This is a genomic window from Streptomyces sp. RB17 (assembly GCF_009604455.1).
In the GTDB taxonomy this organism is placed as follows: Bacteria; Actinomycetota; Actinomycetes; order Streptomycetales; family Streptomycetaceae; genus Streptomyces.
On sequence record NZ_WEGL01000012.1, the window covers coordinates 175167 to 191489 of the forward strand.

Annotated in this window: 17 protein-coding genes and 2 pseudogenes; 12 read left to right on the plus strand and 7 right to left on the minus strand. The window is 68.3% G+C overall.

Features of this window, described 5'->3' with window-relative positions; all coding sequences use genetic code 11:
- Positions 1-13 precede the first annotated feature (13 nt).
- The 4 genes and pseudogenes from SRB17_RS40115 to SRB17_RS40125 form a co-directional block, all read right to left on the minus strand.
- Positions 14-826: pseudogene (locus tag SRB17_RS40115) on the minus strand (DMT family transporter); the annotation flags it as partial.
- Between the two features lie 90 nt (positions 827-916).
- Positions 917-1342 carry an SsgA family sporulation/cell division regulator gene (locus SRB17_RS40120; protein WP_228396546.1) on the minus strand — a complete coding sequence of 142 codons (426 nt, stop codon included), beginning with the start codon at positions 1340-1342 and terminating at the stop codon, positions 917-919.
- A 763-nt stretch (positions 1343-2105) separates the two neighbouring features.
- A complete protein-coding gene (locus SRB17_RS47790) occupies positions 2106-2231 on the minus strand; it encodes a hypothetical protein (protein WP_267133485.1) in 126 nt (41 codons plus the stop codon).
- A 645-nt stretch (positions 2232-2876) separates the two neighbouring features.
- Positions 2877-3758 carry a helix-turn-helix domain-containing protein gene (locus SRB17_RS40125; protein WP_323377369.1) on the minus strand — a complete coding sequence of 294 codons (882 nt, stop codon included), beginning with the start codon at positions 3756-3758 and terminating at the stop codon, positions 2877-2879.
- Positions 3759-3892: 134 nt separating this feature from the next.
- Between SRB17_RS40125 and SRB17_RS40130 the strand changes: the two genes are divergently transcribed.
- The 10 genes and pseudogenes from SRB17_RS40130 (at position 3893) to SRB17_RS40175 (ending at position 12172) form a co-directional block, all read left to right on the plus strand.
- A complete protein-coding gene (locus tag SRB17_RS40130) occupies positions 3893-4552 on the plus strand; it encodes an SDR family NAD(P)-dependent oxidoreductase (protein WP_194294283.1) in 660 nt (219 codons plus the stop codon).
- Positions 4553-4747: 195 nt separating this feature from the next.
- Positions 4748-5104 (plus strand): annotated as a pseudogene (locus SRB17_RS48695) (transposase); the annotation flags it as partial.
- A gap of 333 nt (positions 5105-5437) precedes the next feature.
- A complete protein-coding gene (locus SRB17_RS40140; RefSeq protein WP_323377371.1) occupies positions 5438-6427 on the plus strand; it encodes a recombinase family protein in 990 nt (329 codons plus the stop codon).
- A gap of 272 nt (positions 6428-6699) precedes the next feature.
- Positions 6700-7365: a nitrile hydratase subunit beta gene (gene nthB / locus SRB17_RS40145; protein WP_153546367.1), complete on the plus strand. Its 666-nt coding sequence runs from the start codon at positions 6700-6702 to the stop codon at positions 7363-7365.
- Positions 7362-7961, plus strand: coding sequence for a nitrile hydratase subunit alpha (gene nthA / locus SRB17_RS40150; RefSeq protein ID WP_153546369.1), 600 nt, complete (start codon positions 7362-7364; stop codon positions 7959-7961). The genes nthB and nthA overlap by 4 nt, the downstream gene beginning before the upstream one ends.
- Positions 7958-8305 carry a nitrile hydratase accessory protein gene (locus tag SRB17_RS40155; protein WP_323377373.1) on the plus strand — a complete coding sequence of 116 codons (348 nt, stop codon included), beginning with the start codon at positions 7958-7960 and terminating at the stop codon, positions 8303-8305. The genes nthA and SRB17_RS40155 overlap by 4 nt, the downstream gene beginning before the upstream one ends.
- Before the next feature lie 202 nt (positions 8306-8507).
- Positions 8508-9038 carry a carbonic anhydrase gene (locus SRB17_RS40160; protein ID WP_323377375.1) on the plus strand — a complete coding sequence of 177 codons (531 nt, stop codon included), beginning with the start codon at positions 8508-8510 and terminating at the stop codon, positions 9036-9038.
- Positions 9039-9142: 104 nt separating this feature from the next.
- The gene (locus tag SRB17_RS40165) at positions 9143-9511 is read left to right on the plus strand and encodes a hypothetical protein (protein WP_153546371.1); all 369 of its coding nucleotides are present in this window, start codon (positions 9143-9145) and stop codon (positions 9509-9511) included.
- A 259-nt stretch (positions 9512-9770) separates the two neighbouring features.
- On the plus strand, positions 9771-11186 hold the full coding sequence (locus tag SRB17_RS40170; RefSeq protein WP_153546373.1) for a cytochrome ubiquinol oxidase subunit I: 1416 nt from the start codon (positions 9771-9773) through the stop codon (positions 11184-11186).
- Positions 11183-12172 carry a cytochrome d ubiquinol oxidase subunit II gene (locus SRB17_RS40175; protein ID WP_323377377.1) on the plus strand — a complete coding sequence of 330 codons (990 nt, stop codon included), beginning with the start codon at positions 11183-11185 and terminating at the stop codon, positions 12170-12172. The genes SRB17_RS40170 and SRB17_RS40175 overlap by 4 nt, the downstream gene beginning before the upstream one ends.
- Positions 12173-12666: 494 nt before the next feature.
- On the opposite strand, the gene SRB17_RS40180 is transcribed toward SRB17_RS40175, so the two are convergent.
- Positions 12667-12864: an AMP-binding enzyme gene (locus tag SRB17_RS40180; protein WP_416237126.1), complete on the minus strand. Its 198-nt coding sequence runs from the start codon at positions 12862-12864 to the stop codon at positions 12667-12669.
- A 171-nt stretch (positions 12865-13035) separates the two neighbouring features.
- Entirely contained in the window at positions 13036-13653 is a 618-nt protein-coding gene (locus SRB17_RS40185; protein ID WP_153546375.1) for a TetR/AcrR family transcriptional regulator, read from the minus strand.
- A gap of 125 nt (positions 13654-13778) precedes the next feature.
- On the opposite strand from SRB17_RS40185, the gene SRB17_RS40190 reads away from it, so the two are divergent.
- A complete protein-coding gene (locus SRB17_RS40190) occupies positions 13779-14771 on the plus strand; it encodes a 4,5-dihydroxyphthalate decarboxylase (RefSeq protein WP_153546377.1) in 993 nt (330 codons plus the stop codon).
- Between the two features lie 237 nt (positions 14772-15008).
- The gene (locus SRB17_RS40195) at positions 15009-15536 is read left to right on the plus strand and encodes a winged helix-turn-helix domain-containing protein (RefSeq protein WP_228396547.1); all 528 of its coding nucleotides are present in this window, start codon (positions 15009-15011) and stop codon (positions 15534-15536) included.
- Here the strand turns inward: SRB17_RS40195 and SRB17_RS40200 are convergent.
- On the minus strand, positions 15533-16084 hold the full coding sequence (locus SRB17_RS40200) for a hypothetical protein (RefSeq protein ID WP_153546395.1): 552 nt from the start codon (positions 16082-16084) through the stop codon (positions 15533-15535). The two genes, SRB17_RS40195 and SRB17_RS40200, sit on opposite strands and share 4 nt — an antisense overlap.
- Positions 16085-16323 lie beyond the last annotated feature (239 nt).

Consider the following 16323-nt stretch of genomic DNA (forward strand, 5'->3'; position numbering starts at 1 on the left):
ACGCCCCCGTTCCCTACGGAACAGCCTCCAGAGGCTGACGTGACAGTCGTACGACACCGCGCGCCACCAGCACGAGCCCGGCGACCTGGAGCACCAGCCACCAGCCGCCGCGCAGTCTTTCCTCGTAGAGGGTGGCGCCCAAGGTGAGGCTCACCAGCGCGTCTCCGAGCGTCAGCGCCGGCTGGGAGGCGACCAGCGGTCCGGACTGCAGGGCGTTCTCGAGCAGGAACAGAGCACAGATGCCGAGTACGGCGAACGCGTACGTCTGCCATGCGGTGAAGAAGGCGCTTATGCCCCGGAGGCCGAGAACCGCGGTCGAGAACTTCATCAGCGCGGCCGTGAGGGAGTAGGCCACGGCCGCCGTCATGCCCATGCAGCCGGCGCGGCCCGGCCCTCTGGGAAGCCTGACCGCGATACCGCACAGCACCGCTATGACGACCAGACAGCACGTCGTCACCGTGGTCCACCGTGATGCGGATGCCTGAAGAGTGCCACCGGTCGGCGCGGCCGCGAACAGCGCCAGGCACAGGCCGGCACCCATGCCGGCGATCGGCAGCCAGCCGGCCCGGGTCATGGGACGCCGGAAGACGATGCTCGCGATGAACAGCGCGAACGGCAACTCCAGCATGACGAGCGGCTGTACGACCGCCAGCGCACCTGTGGCCAGCGCGGCACCCTGGAGCATCGCCGAAACGACGACTCCCACGATGCCCAGCAGCCAGGCCGGCGTGCGCAGCAAGTCCCGCATCAGACCGATACGCAGACGGTCCGACCGGGGGACGAGTGTCGCAGCCCGCCGCTGCGGCACGGTGCCCAGAGCGTTGGTCGCGGCCGCGCAGGGCGAGGACCGGTGACAGCACGGTCAGCACGATGGTCTCCTGTCAGCGAGCGGCGGCCGATCGGTTCCCGGTCCGGCTCAGTGGCCCGCGCGGAACTCCCACAACTGGGTGTCGTCCAGGGCGAGATGGCCGCCTTCCGTGCCGGGCGGCACCATCGCATCGGTGCGCCGCAGAAACCGCGCGAGCGCCGGCCGTGGAAGCAGGAGTTCGGCCTGTCCCGCCGGAGACATGAGGGCGACCCGGACCATGTCCTGTCCACGTCGCCGAGTCGGACGAAGGCGGACGTCTCCGGCGCCGACGGGTCGATGCAGCCCGTCGGCGAGAAGCTCACGGGCGAAGAACCACTCGACCTTCCGGCCAGCGTCCGGGCAGAACATCGCACGGACGGCGTACGGATCACCTGCGTGATACCGCAGTTCCGTGGGCACCGGTACGACCGACTCGTCCGGCAGGACGGCGAGCGCGTGCAGCTCCGTGCTGATGACGTCGGTACTGGATCTCAAGGTCTCTCCCTCTCTTCTCCACGGCTCCTCGGAACCGTTCGCGAGTGGACGCTCCAGGTCGGTGCCGAATCGCCCTCCGGCCCGGGGCTGTCCCTGACACCGGGCCGGAGGGCTGTCCATGGGTGCTGCACCGCACCAGGGCGTCCGGCGTGGGCGGGTCACACGGCACCGGGTCGAGGCGGAAGCAAGCGCAGTCGCGTTGCGGTCGGTTGCGTTGACTTCGTTGCCCTCGCGGAACTGGTGAAACGAGGCAAATGCTCTTGTGCGAATGGGGCCAGCGGTTTGTGGCCCGCAGCAGCCACCCCCGGCCGGCCGCCAACGGCCGTGCATGCCGCCGCCGGTTCGACCGAGGCCTCGCATTCGGGACCGATTCCGGTCACGGCTTCTCCCGTCGAACATCGAACGCTGTTTCCGTGATTCACACATCACCCGATTTCACCTGGCTTCCACGATCCGTTTACGCAGCCTGGCACGGCATCGCACAGATGGGTGATATCGACAAAGATTCAGAGGTCGTTGCGCCGACGCCTGTCGCATGAACAGGGCATTTCCTCACGGTCGCCCGTCATCGCGTCGGGATTCCAGTGGCGCCCGCCATTCGAGCACCGGGACTCTTCCATAAGCGGTCGGCAAATCCGAGCCGGCCTTTTTGCTTCAGACGCGATCAAGGCATCGGGCCCCTGACCGCGGGCGGTGAAGCGGCTCTGGAAGACGGCCACCGCGACGGTCGGTGGAGCGGTCACGGCGGCGGCCGACCAGAAGATCACCGAACCGCATGATCGGCCGCCGCGCCGCCGAGTGAGGCGCCCATGGCGCTGCCGACGTACAGCGTGGCGACGTAGAACGAGACCGCCGTCACACGCGCCTTGGCACCCTCGAAGTCGCCCACGCCTGGAGCGTCGAGCGCAGGAACGCTCAGCCTGTGCCCGGCAGCGTGACCAAGAGCGCATAGGTTCATATACCGGGCACCACGGCCGAGGCCGGATGTCCGACGATCACGAAGCCGCCGCCTGTCGCGGCCGGCCCCTGCGCCGGAACCCGCCGTGTGGGGCCTGACCCCGCGGGTGAACACGAGCGTTCCCGCACCGTACAGAGCGCTGATCCTGCCGGCCGTGGCGCCGGACAGGCCGAAGTGCTGCAAAGCCGGAGCCACGAAGGTCAGACCGCCGAGCAGCACGGCGCCCTCGAACCACGCCGAGCGCAGCGACAACGTAGGCGAACCGCACCCGAAGGACAGTCGCGATCTGTGTGACCAGACGGACCAACGGGACACGCGCCGACGCTGCGGCGGCGCGCAGTCCGGTCGCGGCCGCGATGGCCGGCACCGCGAACGCCAGGCGGCCGGCCGGTTCGCAACCACCCCGGCGAACAGGGCGGCCAGGCCGCTGTCCATGCCGAGCGCTGCCATGAGGTCGGCGAGCGCACCCTGCCGGCGTTCGGGCGCCACCGTGCCGCAGCGACGCGCGGCCGGCCGGGGCTCGGGGTTCCGGAGCGCGGCGGTGTTCTCGCCTCGGGTGCGGGATCGGTGACGGCGTCAGGACGTGGTCTGATTCTCGTCGATCCCGTGGTCCTGACCCGCCGCCCAGGAGGCAAGGAGCGACAGGCTGTCGTGCGAGGTCGTGCCCGGCTCGGCGGTGTAGGTGATCATCGTCAGGCCGGGTTCGGCGACCAGGTGGAGAAGGTCGTAGCGCAGTTCGAGCGCGCCCACGACCGGGTGCTGGAATCCTTTGGTGCCCCGCCCGTGGGCGCGCACGTCGTGGCGGGCCCACAGCCGGCGAAAGGTGTCGCTGCGGGTGGACAGTTCGCCCACGAGATCGGTGAGAGCGCGGTTCGAGGGGTTGGCGCCGGCGGCGGCGCGCAGTTGGGCGGTGAGGTCGTCGGCGACCTCGTCCCAGTCCCGCCAGAACTGGCGGGCACGGGGGTCGAGGAAGGTGAACCGGGCGAGGTTCGGCGCTGTACGCGCACCGGTGTGGAGCACGCTGTACAGGGCGCGGCCGAGGGAGTTGGCGGCGATCATGTCGAGGGTGGGGCTGCGGACCAGCGCGGGGACGCCGATGAGGGCGTCCAGGACCGTCTGCAGCTGCGGGGCGATCGCCGTGGGCGAGGCGCGGCGTGGGCGAGGCGCGGCGGACGGCCCGCCGGCGCGGGCGAGGTCGACCAGGTGGGCCTGCTCGGTGGCGTCGAGTCGCAGCGCCCGGGCGATGGCCTGCAGGACGCTGTCGGAGGCGTTGGTGAGCGCACCGCGCTCCAGCCGGATGTAGTAGTCGACGCTGAGCCCCGCCAGAGCAGCGACCTCCTCACGGCGCAGCCCGGGCACCCGACGCTTGCGTCCGGCCACGGGCAGCCCGACCGATTGGGGGCTGATCCGCGCCCGGCGGGAGGCCAGGAACTCCTGAATCTGGCTGCGCTGGTCCACGCCTCCACCATAGGCACAGGCGCAGCGGTTAAAGAGGACCTGCCAGTACCCCCTTCGACGCGTCCTGCCACACCGACCGCACCGGTGCTTGCCTTGAGGCCATGACCAGAAAGACCACGGCCGAAAGGACCGCCATGCCCCTCGGAACCGCGGTGATCGTCGGAGTCGGCCCCGGCATCGGCCTCGCGATCGCACACACATTCGCCAACGCAGGACACCCCGTCGCGATGCTCGCCCGCGACGAGGCGAAGCTGGGCGCCTACGCCGCCCGGTTCGCCTCCGCCGGCCAGGAGGTCCGCGGCTACGCCGCGGACGCCGGCGACCCCGACGATCTGCGCGCCGCGATCCATCGCGCGATCACGGAGCTGGGCGCTCCCGACGTGCTCGTGTACAACGCCGGTGTGCGGCGCAGGGACTCGCCGCTCGGCGGTGACGACCAGGACTGGGCCGAAGTCACGGCCGTCAATGTCCTGGGCGCCAGGGTGGCGGCCGACACCGTGCTGCCGGAGCTGCGTGACGGCCGCGGGAGCCTGCTGTTCACGGGCGGCGGATACGCGCTGTCGCCCTCCGGGGAATACGCCTCCCTGTCCGTCGGCAAGGCCGCGCTGCGTGCGTATGTGCATGTACTGCACGACCAGTTGGCGGGAACGGGTGTGCACGCGACGAGCGTCACGATTACGAGGGACATCGGCGGCGGCGACCCACGCTTCGATCCGGCGGTGCTCGCCCAGGCATACCTCGACCTGCACAACCAGCCCGCGAGCGCGTGGCAGCACGAGCTGATGCGGTACTGAATCCGTCCAGGGCCCTGGCCGGGTTTCTTCGTCGGCAGTCACCCACCGGCTTCGAGGTCGCGAGCGTCGCCACCGCGGCCTGATGCCGTGCCCCCTTGTCCGGCCGAAGCAATGAGACTCGTGCATCGTGAAACGTGCAGGTGAGGTGGGCTGCTGCTGTGCGGGCGCGTTGCCGTGCTCGGGCTGGTCGGCTTCAAGCCCCAGCGCCTACACGCGGACAAAGCCTACGACCGACCGGACCTGCGGAACTGGTTACGCGGCAAGCGCATTGGAGTCCGCATCGCCCGCAAAGGAATCGAGTCCAGCGAACGATTGGGCCGCCGCAGGTGGGTGATCGAGCGCACGATGTCGTGGCTGTCCGGCTACCGCAGACTCAGTTCCTTCTTGATCAGGTTACGGCGGGCTCCGTTGAAGTCGTCCCAGACGGACCGCATCAGCCGGAGCATCCGTAACCGGTCCTCGCACCCACCGCTCCCCGCATCGAGTCTCGCCGGCTCAGGTGGCCAAGCGGCGAGTACTGCTGCGACGCTCCCTGACGCGTCTGAACCTTGAGATGCGATCACGGCGTGAGGATACGAGCGAGGCCTGACACAGTCACACCGATGTCCAGATCATCCGCATTTGACCAGACCGGACCTCTCGGACGATATTTTCATATCGTCCGAGAGGTCCGGTCTCTGGAAGTATTTCTGCTGGTCACAGTGTTTTCGTCGATTGGCGCGACAAGCGGCGACCACTGGTCTGCACTCACACGGCGGAATTCGACCCGGATTCGCCCCGGCGTGCCATATCGGCCACAGCCGCTCCCTGCCCTGGCAGCGCCGCCCCCGCGCCAACGAACTCCTCCAAGCCCTCCGCAACCCCAACCGCGGATTCGACGCAGTCGTGATCGGCGAGCCACAACGCACCTTCTACGGCAACCAGTTCGGCAACACCTTCCCCGCCTTCGTCCACTTCCGCATCCCGCTATGGGTGCCGGAGATCGGCGGCCCGATCGACCCGGACAACGAGGCCCACGACCTCGTCATGTCCGTCTTCGGCGGCATGAGCAAGGGCGAGCGCAACCGCATCAAGATCCGGGTCCGGACCGCCATGAGCTCCCAGGCCCAGCTCCAGGGCCGCTATCTCGGCGGGCGGCCGCCCTACGGCTACCGGATCGCCGACGCCGGCCCTCACCCCAACCCCTCGAAGGCCGCCTCCGGCCAGCGCATCCACAAACTCGAACCCGACCCAGCAGCCGCACCCGTCGTGCAGCGGATCTTCCGTCTGTACGTGGACGGCATGAGCTACAGCGCCATCGCCGCCCAGCTCACCCGGGAAGGCATCCCCTGCCCCTCCGCACACGACGCCACCCGCAATCCGCACCGCAAGAAGACCGCATGGCAGCAGGGCGCCGTGCGCGCCATCCTCCTCAACCCCCGCTACACCGGCCACGAAGTCTGGAACAAACAACGCAAGGAAGAACGCCTCCTCGACATCGACGACGTCACCCTCGGCCACCGCACCCACATGACCCACAACCCGCCCGACAAGTGGATCCACTCCAACGAACCCGCCCACGAAGCGATCATCAGCCCCGGCGTCGGCGACATCACCGGCACGCGTCAGATCTCCCACCACGACTTCGGCGCCCGTCGCGCGCAGCGCCTGGGCACGGTCTCGGCAGGACCGTGGTCCAAGGCCTTCGGCGCCGGGGCCTCCAGGTCCGTGCTCTGGTGCGCCGGGCCCCGACGCTGCCCGCAGCACCGGTCACCAGAATGGGCCGCACGCCTACTTCCGCGCTGTCGTCCACGGAAGCAACCTGCGGCCCGCACGACCAGGGCGCAACCGGGTGACGTCCAGCCCCCAGACCACCCCAGAGAACGCTGCTCCTGAGACGATCGCATCCTCGCGGGCAGAGATCAGGGTGTGTCCGTCCACGGCGATCGACGACATGCACTGCTGGCGAAGAGATCGGCATGCGTCCAAGGCGTGGCCCGCCTGGCCCGCCGCCACTCCCGGGCACGCGGGCAATGAGCCCGACGCATCCGCGGCAGACGCCGCAACCAGGGGCTCGGAACCCACCTCACACCGTGACACCAGAGATATCACCCAAATACAATTCATATAACTATGCCCGCTATCGCAGGCAAAAGAGAGGTTCGACCATGGATGGTATTGCCGACATGGGAGGAGCCCCAGGCTGGGGCCCCGTGCATCCGCCGAGACGGGATGAACCTGTCTTCGCAGAGTCCTGGGAGAGCCGGGCATTCGCGCTCGCGATCCTCTCGAACCGGGTGTCCGGGGGAAACCTGGACTCCTTCCGGCACGCGCTGGAGCGCCTGGACCGAGCGCACTACATCGACGACGGCTACTACGGGCGCTGGCTCAACGCCGGAGAGCTGAGACTCCTCGACAGCGCCGTCTTGGCACGTGGTGCGGTCGACGCCCGCGCCCGCAAACTCCGCGGCGAGCACGTGGAAGAGCCCCCGATCCCGGAGCCGGCCAAGCCCGACTACACACCGACCGCCGAGGGCACGCTACGCTCCGTCGACACCTCGCCCGCCTTCGCCGTCGGCGCGCGGGTGCGCGCCAAGGACATGTCACCGTCCGGACACACCAGACTGCCGCGCTATGTGCGAGGGCATGTCGGCGCCGTCGACATCATTCAGCCCGCCGGTGTGCTGCCGGACACCAACGCCCACTTCATGGGCGAAAACCCGCAGTACGTCTACTCGGTGCGGTTCGACTCACGCGAGCTGTGGGGCCCCGACGCCGAACCCTTCACCGTCACCGTGGACCTGTACGAGAGCTATCTGGAGACCACCGCATGACCACCACCGGCGGCTCCGACGAGAGCCCTTCCGTGGCGCTGCGCACCGAGGCACTCGAACAACTGCTCACCGAGCGCGGCCTGATCGACCCGAAGGCCATGGACGCGATCATCACCCGCTACGAGACGAGCGTGGGCCCACTCAACGGCGCCAAGGTCGTCGCCAGGGCGTGGACGGACCCCGGCTACCGGCGGCGTCTGCTCGAAGACGGCACCGCCGCCATCAAGGAACTCGGCTTCTCGGGACAGCAGGGCGAGCACATCGTCGTGGTCGAGAACACCCCGACCACCCACAACGTCGTGGTGTGCACGCTGTGCTCGTGCTACCCCTGGCCGGTCCTCGGCCTGCCGCCGAGCTGGTACAAGGACCCCGCCTACCGCGCGCGCGTGGTCAGAGAACCGCGCACGGTGCTGGCCGAGATGGGACTCACGCTCGACGACGACGTACAGATCATCGTCCGGGACTCCACCAGCGAGGTGCGCTGGCTCGTACTGCCCGAACGCCCGCCCGGCACCGAGCACCTCACAGAAGAAGAACTCGTGCCCCTGATCACCAGAGATGCAATGGTCGGCGTGGCCAAGGTGACGACACCGTGAGCACGCCGCTGGACACCGAGGGCCCGGCAGCACCTCCCCGCTCCAACGGTGAGCTGGTGTTCGCCGAGCCGTGGGAAAGCCGTGCCTTTGGCATGGCCGTCACCCTGTACGAGGCGGGCGTCTTCAGCTGGCCGGAATTCCAGGCCGCGATGATCGCCCGGATCACCGCCTGGACAGCCTCACGGGAGCACGGCGAGCCCTACCACTACTACCGACTATGGCTGGGCGCCCTGGAGGACGTACTCGCCGACCTCAGCGCCGTGTCCACAGACGAGGTCATCACACGTGCCCAAGCCCTGGCACAACGCTCCCCAGGCCACGACCACCGCGACCACGCGCGTTGACTCCGACACCTTCCGGACCGACTTCCCTGCCGGCGGATTGATCCTCCGGGGGTTCGGGGCAAGCGGACGCGAAGGCTCCGCTCGGAGCCACCGAAGTCGAGTGGCAGGGGAGGCGGCGGCGAGCCAGGATTGGCGGCAACGGGAGGTCCCTGTCGGCGTCGCCAGGGGGCCAGACTCGGAGCCAGATGGGGTTACCGGCACAGTGATCGACACGGACGAGCTAGCCAAGCGGAACGCCGGGTTCGCAGACGGCGGATCATTCGCCAATCTCAAGCTCCTGCCCAGCGGCAGTCTGACGGTCATCGGATGCGTCGATCCGCGTGTCGACCCGTCCGACGTGCTCGGGCTCAAGCTCGGCGAGGCAGCGGTGATCCGCAACGTCGGAGGGCGGGTCACGCCCGCGACACTCCGGACGCTGGGGATGCTCTCGAAGGTCGTGCGAGCCCGCACCGGCGGCCCTGGCCCGGGCGACAACCACTATGCGGTCCTGCACCACACCGACTGCGGGATCACGGACCTGGTCGCGTTCCCCGAGGTGCTGGCCGACTACTTCGAGGTTCCGGCCGGAGACCTGGACGCCCAGGCGGTCACCGACCCGGTCGCCGCCGTCCGCGTCGACGTCGAAACCCTCAAGCAGAAGCTTCGGGCTGGAGTCTTCGTCTCTGGGCTCGTGTACGACGTGGCCACGGGGCTCATCGACGTCGTCGTGCCGCCCGCGCGGGTGGCAGCATGACACCGCACGACGCCCACGGCCGGCGCGACCGCCGTGGGCCAACGGCTTGTACCGGGTTCCGCTTTCCCGGCCGGTCGTATCGGCGGGGAGGCGACTTCTAGCATGTGCGACGAGCATGGGCACTCGGCCGCCGAGGCGGCGTGGTCAGCGCCCCGCCCCGCGTCGCGGAGGGACCGGCTGTCGACGCGGTGCCGCTGCCCGAGGTCGACGGGGTCAGGGTCACGACGATGGTCGACAACACCTTTGACGCCCTGCTGGCCTCTGCCGAAGGTGTCACCCGGGTGTCGATGGACGCCGGACGGAGCGCCGCGCGGCAGTTCGCCGACGGCGAGACGCTCGCCGGGCTGCGCGCCGAGCACGGCTTCTCCGCCCTGGTCACCGTCCACAGCGGGAACGCGAGCAGCACGCTGCTGTTCGACACCGGCGCGTCGCCGGACGGGCGTCTCATTTCGGCGGGGGTGAACGAGGACTGACGCCGGTGCTCCCATGGTCGTGACCGCTTCGGCTGGATGGCGCTCGAACCGTTGGCCCTATCGGTGCAAAAGCGCGAGGTCGTCAGTCGTTGAAGCAGACCGTGTCCGGCCCGCTGATTAGCGTTCCGACGTGAACGCATGGCGAGTCGGATCGTCATGGCCGTAGAGAGACCACATCTCGCCGTACGCGTCACGCTCGACACCCCGACCACGACGACTCGCGAGCCGGCTTCTTCCGTCCGGGCTGAAAAGAGAACCCATGCTGATGCTCTCTCTGCTCGGGGTCGCCGACCCGCCGCAGCTCCTCCCCGCGCGTGAGCAGATGGCCTTCACCCTGGGCTTCCACATCATCATCGTGCCCTTCGGAGTGGCGTTCACGTTCCTGATGCTGATCTGCCACTTTCGCGCCTTGCGGTACGGCGATCAGCAGGCACTGCTCCTGGCGCAGCGCTGGTCGCGGGTGGCTGCCGTACTGTTCGCGGTCGGGGCCGTTTCGGGCACTGTTCTGACGTTCGAGCTGGGTCTGCTCTGGCCCGGGCTGATGGGTGCGTACGGCGCGGCGTTCGGGTTTCCGTTCGCCATCGAGGGACTGTTCTTCTTCCTCGAGGCCATCTTCATGGCCATCTATATCTACGGCTGGACAAGGTTGCCGGCGTGGCCGCATTTCTTCACTGGCGTGGTGGTCACGCTGTCCGGCGTCGGCGGGACGGCGGCCGTCATCGCGGCGAACAGTTGGATGAACCAGCCAGGGGGGTTCACCGTCAGGAACGGACGCGTCACCGAGGTGGTTCCGTCCAAGGTCTTCTTCAACGGCGCCTTTTGGTGGGAGATGGTGCACATGCTGGTCGCGGCGTACATCGTCGCGGGCTTCATGGTCGCCGGGGTGTACGCCTGGGGTCTGCTCAAGGGGCGTCAGGACCGTTACCACCGACTGGGCTTTTTGGTGCCCTTCACCGTGGCGTCGATCGCTATGCCGCTCCAGTTCCTGGTGGGTGACACGATCGCCCGTCAGGTGTTCGACCGGGAACCGGCCAAGTTCGCCGCCGTCGAACTCGTGCCGTCCACCGCCGACCACGTCCCGGAGACACTCGGCGGTGTCATTGTCAACGGAGCGGTACGCTTCGGCCTTCCCATTCCCGATGTGGCATCACTGCTGGCCGGTTTCAGGCCATCCACCACGATCCGTGGCCTCGACGCCATCCCCGCGCCGGTGCGTCCCGACGACGCGGTGGTCAATGTCGTGCATCTGGCCTTCGACGTCATGGTGGGAACCGCCTCGCTGCTGCTCCTGCTGTCCCTGTGGTTCGCGTGGTTCTGGTGGCGGCGGCGCGAGGTGCCCGCGAACCGCTGGTTCCTGCGCGGTGCCGGCGTGGCCGGGCTGGTCGCCCTGGCCTCCTTGGAGAGCGGATGGGTGGTGACCGAGGTCGGCCGCCAGCCCTGGACCGTCGTGGGTGTCCTGCTGACCCGGGACGCGGTGGCGACACAGGGCAACCTGTGGCCGTTGTTCGCAAGCGTCCTGGCCATCTACCTCTGCGTCGGTATCGGCGCACTCCTCGTCCTGCGCACCATGCGCAGAAAGTGGTCCGAACACGACCCCGAGACCGTCGCGGTGCCGTACGGACCTTATCCGGCACCGGCGTCGACGGACCACGCGGACGGAGCTGATCGGCGGTGAGCACCCTGATCGCCGCCATCCTCTTCATCGGCGTCATCGCCTACGCCCTCTTCGGCGGGGCGGACTACGGCGCCGGCTTCTGGGACCTGACGGCCGGCGGCCCCGAACGGGGGCGCCGCACACGTGAGCTGATCAATCTCTCGCTGAGCCCGGTGTGGGAGGCCAACCACACGTGGCTCATCTTCTGTCTCGTCACGCTCTGGACGGGCTTCCCTCAAGCCTTCGCTGCAATCACCACGACGCTCTACATCCCTTTGGGACTGGCCGCGCTGGGCATCGTCACCAGAGGAGCGGGGTTCGCCTTCCGCCACGCACTGCCCGAGGGCCGGGCAGAACAGCTGAGCAGCGCTGCTTTCGCCTGTTCATCCGTACTCACACCGTTCTTCTTCGGCACTGTGGCCGGCGGCATCGCCTCCGGCCGCGTACCCACGGACGGCCACGGTGACCCCCTGTCGAGCTGGGTCAACCCGGCATCCGTCCTCGGCGGTGTCCTCGCCGTCGTGGTCTGTGCGTATCTCGCGGCCGTCTTCCTCACGGGACAGGCACAGCGCCGTGGGGACGAGCCGCTGGAGAAGGCGTTCCGTGAGCGGGCCTTCGCAGCGGCCGTCGCAGCCGGACTGGTGGCCGTGGCGGGAGTCTTCGTGCTGCACTCGGACTCGCCGCGCCTTTTCCGCCAGCTGGCCACGGTGGGCGCACCGCTCCTGGCCGTCTCCGTCCTCTGCGGTCTCACCGCACTCCTGCTGCTGCGCAGGGCCCGCACCGTCGTCGTACGCGGCATGGCCGTGATCGCGATCGCCACTGTCGTGGCAGGGTGGGGCGTGGCGCAGTACCCCTACCTCCTGGGCACCCATCTGGTCATCCAGCAGGCGGCGGCCCCGTCGGCCACCTTGTGGGTGCTGGTTGTGATCTCCTGCGTCGCGGCCGCACTGATCGCCCCCTCGCTGCTGGTGCTGTATGTCCTGCAACTGCGCCGGAAGCTCGGCTGAGAGGGCACCTGCTTCGGACCAGTAAGTTCTCGCCGGGGCTGATGTTATTATCGACGTCGCGTCCTGGCACGCCTCCGACCGGTTCGAGACCCCGAGTGCGCTCGCCGAGCGGCAGACGGCCGGGGTCACAAGCCTTGCGCTGTCACGCGCGGCCACCTGCGGTGGCCCTGGGCGCCCACCCCTCGTACAGCATTCCCCACAGGTGCGGCGACACCGCGTTGCCTTGCTGAGGACGAGGTCGATGAGCGGGAGTACCGGCCGCTCCCCGTTGCTCTGGCTGCTCAGGAGAAGCGGCCGCACCGCATTGCGGACGTAATCCGGTTCGAACATTGGCGGCAGCATCCCGACCGATACATCCTGGTTGCCGCATGTCCGATGTCCTTGCGGCTGTGACAGCGGCTTCCGAGGAAAGGACGGGAACGGAATCAAGACAGGCTGGATCGGAAACCTGAGCCCCTTTGACGGGAACCGCGAGGCGCAGCTCGGGAGGTACCTCACCGGCCGCCCGGCGCGGGCGGCGGAACGATCTCCCGCTTGATGATCTCGCCCGTGGGTCCCTTGGGCAGCGCGTCCGTGATCCACACCTTGCGCGCGTACTCGTAGGCGGCGACTCGGCTCTTGACGTAGGCGCGCAGCTCCTCGGCCGTCGCCCGGGCGCCCGACCTGAGCACGACCGCCGCCGAGGGTCTCACCGCCGTCCGCTACTACGCGACCGGGCTGGTCGCAGCCATCAACGAGTGGTCATGACCAGCACTCCTGTACTTCGCAGTGAGCTACCGCGACGCGCGTGGCGCGGGGATCGATGCGCCAGTGTCCGTCCGCCGTGATGCCGGTGTCGCGCCGCCTGCCGCAGTCATAGCCCATCACAAGATCAGCCCGCCGTGCAGGTCGTCTGCGAAGTCGGCCGTGTCCGTGAGTCCGAAGGCCACGCGCTGGAGCAGGAATCCGTGCAGGAGCCCCATCACCACGCGGGCTGCGCGGTCCGGGTCCATGGCGGCGGGCACCGTGCCCGCCGCCCGGCCACGGCGCAGAGCGTCGGCGATAGTGGCGCGGACCTTTTCGAAGCCCTCCGCGGCCGGGCCGCGTACCTCGTCGTTGCGCAGCGCCTCCGCCCACGTCTGCACGACGCAGCGCAGCAGTTCCTCCACTGCGACCTCGTGCCCCGCCGCATCCTGCACCGTCTCGCCGCTGATGGTGCCGAGCGCGGCGGCCACCAGTTCCGCGACCGAGGGGGCGTCCGCGCTCTCGGCCAGCCGCTCAACCGGTTCGAAGATCAGCCGGAACGCGTCGCCCGCGATAGCGAGGATGATCTCCTCCTTGCTCGCGAAATAGCGGTAGGGCGCACCAGCCGAGACGCCTGCCTCCGCGGCGATGTCCGGCATCGAGGTCTGGTGGAACCCGTCGCGGGCGAAGCAACGACGGGCCGCGGCGACGATCTCCGCACGCTTCGCCTCGCGGCGCTCGGCTGTGATGCGCGGCATGGTCGCCTCCTTCATCGTGAATGAACATTCATCTTGACAGCTCTACCGTTCCGGGAACACCCTAAAGTGAACGGTCATTTACGGAAGCGGGCCACTCCACGGACTCCCGGAGAGGAGATCCACTGATGAGCACCAAGTTGAGCATCGGCGTCTACGCCTACGAGCACACCGAGGCACTGTTCGACGGCCGGGTCACGGTCGACGGGGTGGACGCGACGTTCGAGACGGCACCGCTCGTGTCGGACATCTTCCGCCGCGCCGTCGAGGGACACTACGACCTCGCCGAGTTCGGTCTCACCTACTTCCTGCGCACCTTCGACCTCAACGACGCGCCGTTCCTGGCGCTGCCGATCCTGCCGAACCGCAACTTCCGCCACTCGGCGATCTTCGTGAACACCGCCTGCGGGATCGTGAAGCCGCAGGACCTGGCCGGCAGGACCGTCGGCGAGTTCGCTCTCTACGGCCACGACGCCGGGATCTGGCCGAAGGGCATCCTGGCCGACGAGTACGGCGTGTCCCCCGACCAGTGCCGCTGGGTCATCGGCGGCACCAACCACCCCATCCCCGCCTTCGACTGGGTCCCGCAGCCCGTCCCGGACGGCGTCGACGTGCGCCACGCGGAGGACGGCCAGACTCTGGGCGCCATGCTCGAATCCGGCGAGATCGACGCACTGATCTCCGTCGACGTACCGCAGGCGGTGCTGGACGGCTCCCCGAAGGTCGCCCGCCTGTTCCCCGACTACGAGGCCGTGGAGCGTGACTACTACCGCCGCACCGGGATCTTCCCCCCTATGCACATCATCGCGATCCGCAGGGAACTGGCACATCGGCCGGGCCTCGCACGGGCCGTGTACGACGCCTTCACGCAAGCCAAGGAACTCGCCCAGCGCCAGTACCTCGACGACGCCACGAAGCAGCACATGAGCGTCATCACGCCGTGGTTCAGCACGCTGTTCGAGGAGAACCGTCGGCTGCTCGGCGACGACTGGTGGCCCTACGGCGTCGCCGCGAACCGCAAGGCCATCGACACCTTCTTGCGCTACCACCACGAGCAGGGCCTGTCGAAGCGAAAGCTGACGTGCGAGGACATCTTCGTGCCGGAACTCCTCGACACCTGAGTCGAGCGGCAACGGCGTTTCGGGCTCATCGATCCGAGAAGGCGAGACTGGCCGTCGTCACGGCCACCTGCCGATTGGCTATGACCAGCAATTTCGCAACAGGCCCTGCGGTACCCCGATGGCGGTGGGCTGACGGCCGCGGAAGCTCGGCGTGAGCAAGTCCGGCTTGCGGCCGCCGATCTGATCGAGGCTGGGGCCAGTGACCGGGAGGTGGCCCGGCGGTTCAGGGTGACCCGGATGTCGGCGAACCGCTCGCGGCGGGCGTTGGCTTCGGGTGGTCGGCAAGCCCTGGCCTCCAAGGGCCCCGGCGGTGCCCGCTGCAAGCTCGATGCTGAACAACTGCGCGTTCTGGAGGCGGTGTTGGATGCCGGTCCGGCCGCTTCCGGCTGGAGTGACCAATGCTGGACGCTGGCCCGGATCGCCGAGATCGCGCACCGCCGATTCGGCGTCGAGTACACCCTGGCCGGGCTGGACCTGCTGCTGCACCGCATCGGCTGGAGCGTGCAGGTGCCCTCCCGCAAGGCCATCGAGCGGGACGAGGGCTACCAGCTTCCGCCGTACGCTCCTGAGTTGAATCCCGTCGAGGGCGTCTGGTCGCACCTGAAGAGATCACTGGCCAATCTCACCAAACACAGCCTCGACCAGCTCACCGCGTTGGTGAAGACGCGGCTGAAACGGATGCAGTACCGACCCCGCCTCATCGAGGGCCTCATCGCCAAAACCGGGCTCGACCTCCAACCTCTGACCTTGTCAAAGACCGCCTAGAAGTAGGAAGCCACCAGGTCGCGGTCCATCGTGATGGTGTCGCGATCCAGTGCGGGCAGCCCCAGGTGGTCACAGATCAGCCGGGTCAGCTGCTCCTCGTAGGTCTCGTTCTGATGGTCCAGTCCGGCCGCCGTGATGAGAGGAGCCAACTTGTTGGGCCAGTATTCTCCGACGTGGTCAGGGCCTTCGTAGTCGATGCAGGACGATATCTGGCCGTCCTTGTAGTGGTACGCCTTGGGCCTGTGGGCCTGGGCAATGCTCGGGTTGGGAACGAACACCATCAGCTCAGCGCCCTGGGGACACAGCCCGCGGTAGTCGATCTCGTCGTAGTCGCCCTGGGAAGGGTTGAACATGTGGTGCACGATCACGCCCCAGTCGCCGGGTGCTGGGTCGTTGCCGTGGGCGAACGGCGGCCGGCGCCGTGCGGACAGGCCTGCGGCCATGGCGGCCAGGCTGGTCCCCTTGAAGTAGACCAGGACGGTTTCGTCGTCCCTGTACCGGCCGTCTTCCATCCACGCTATGACGCCACACTCGATCCAACTTGTCATGCTCAGCAACATAACCGGCGCTACTGACATACCAGCGCACAGAGCCGCCCCTCGACGCCAAGGCCAACCGCCGTAACCCGCACCGTTAAGGATCTCTAGAAATTTGCGACCAGCTTAGAGCTCGTAACACGATCTTGCCGCTGTCTTGCGCCACCCCGTTCTCGCACACCCGGTCGGCGGCGATACTTGGACGATGGACAGCTATCAAGGCGCGGCGACACTGGAGTGGTGGGCCAATG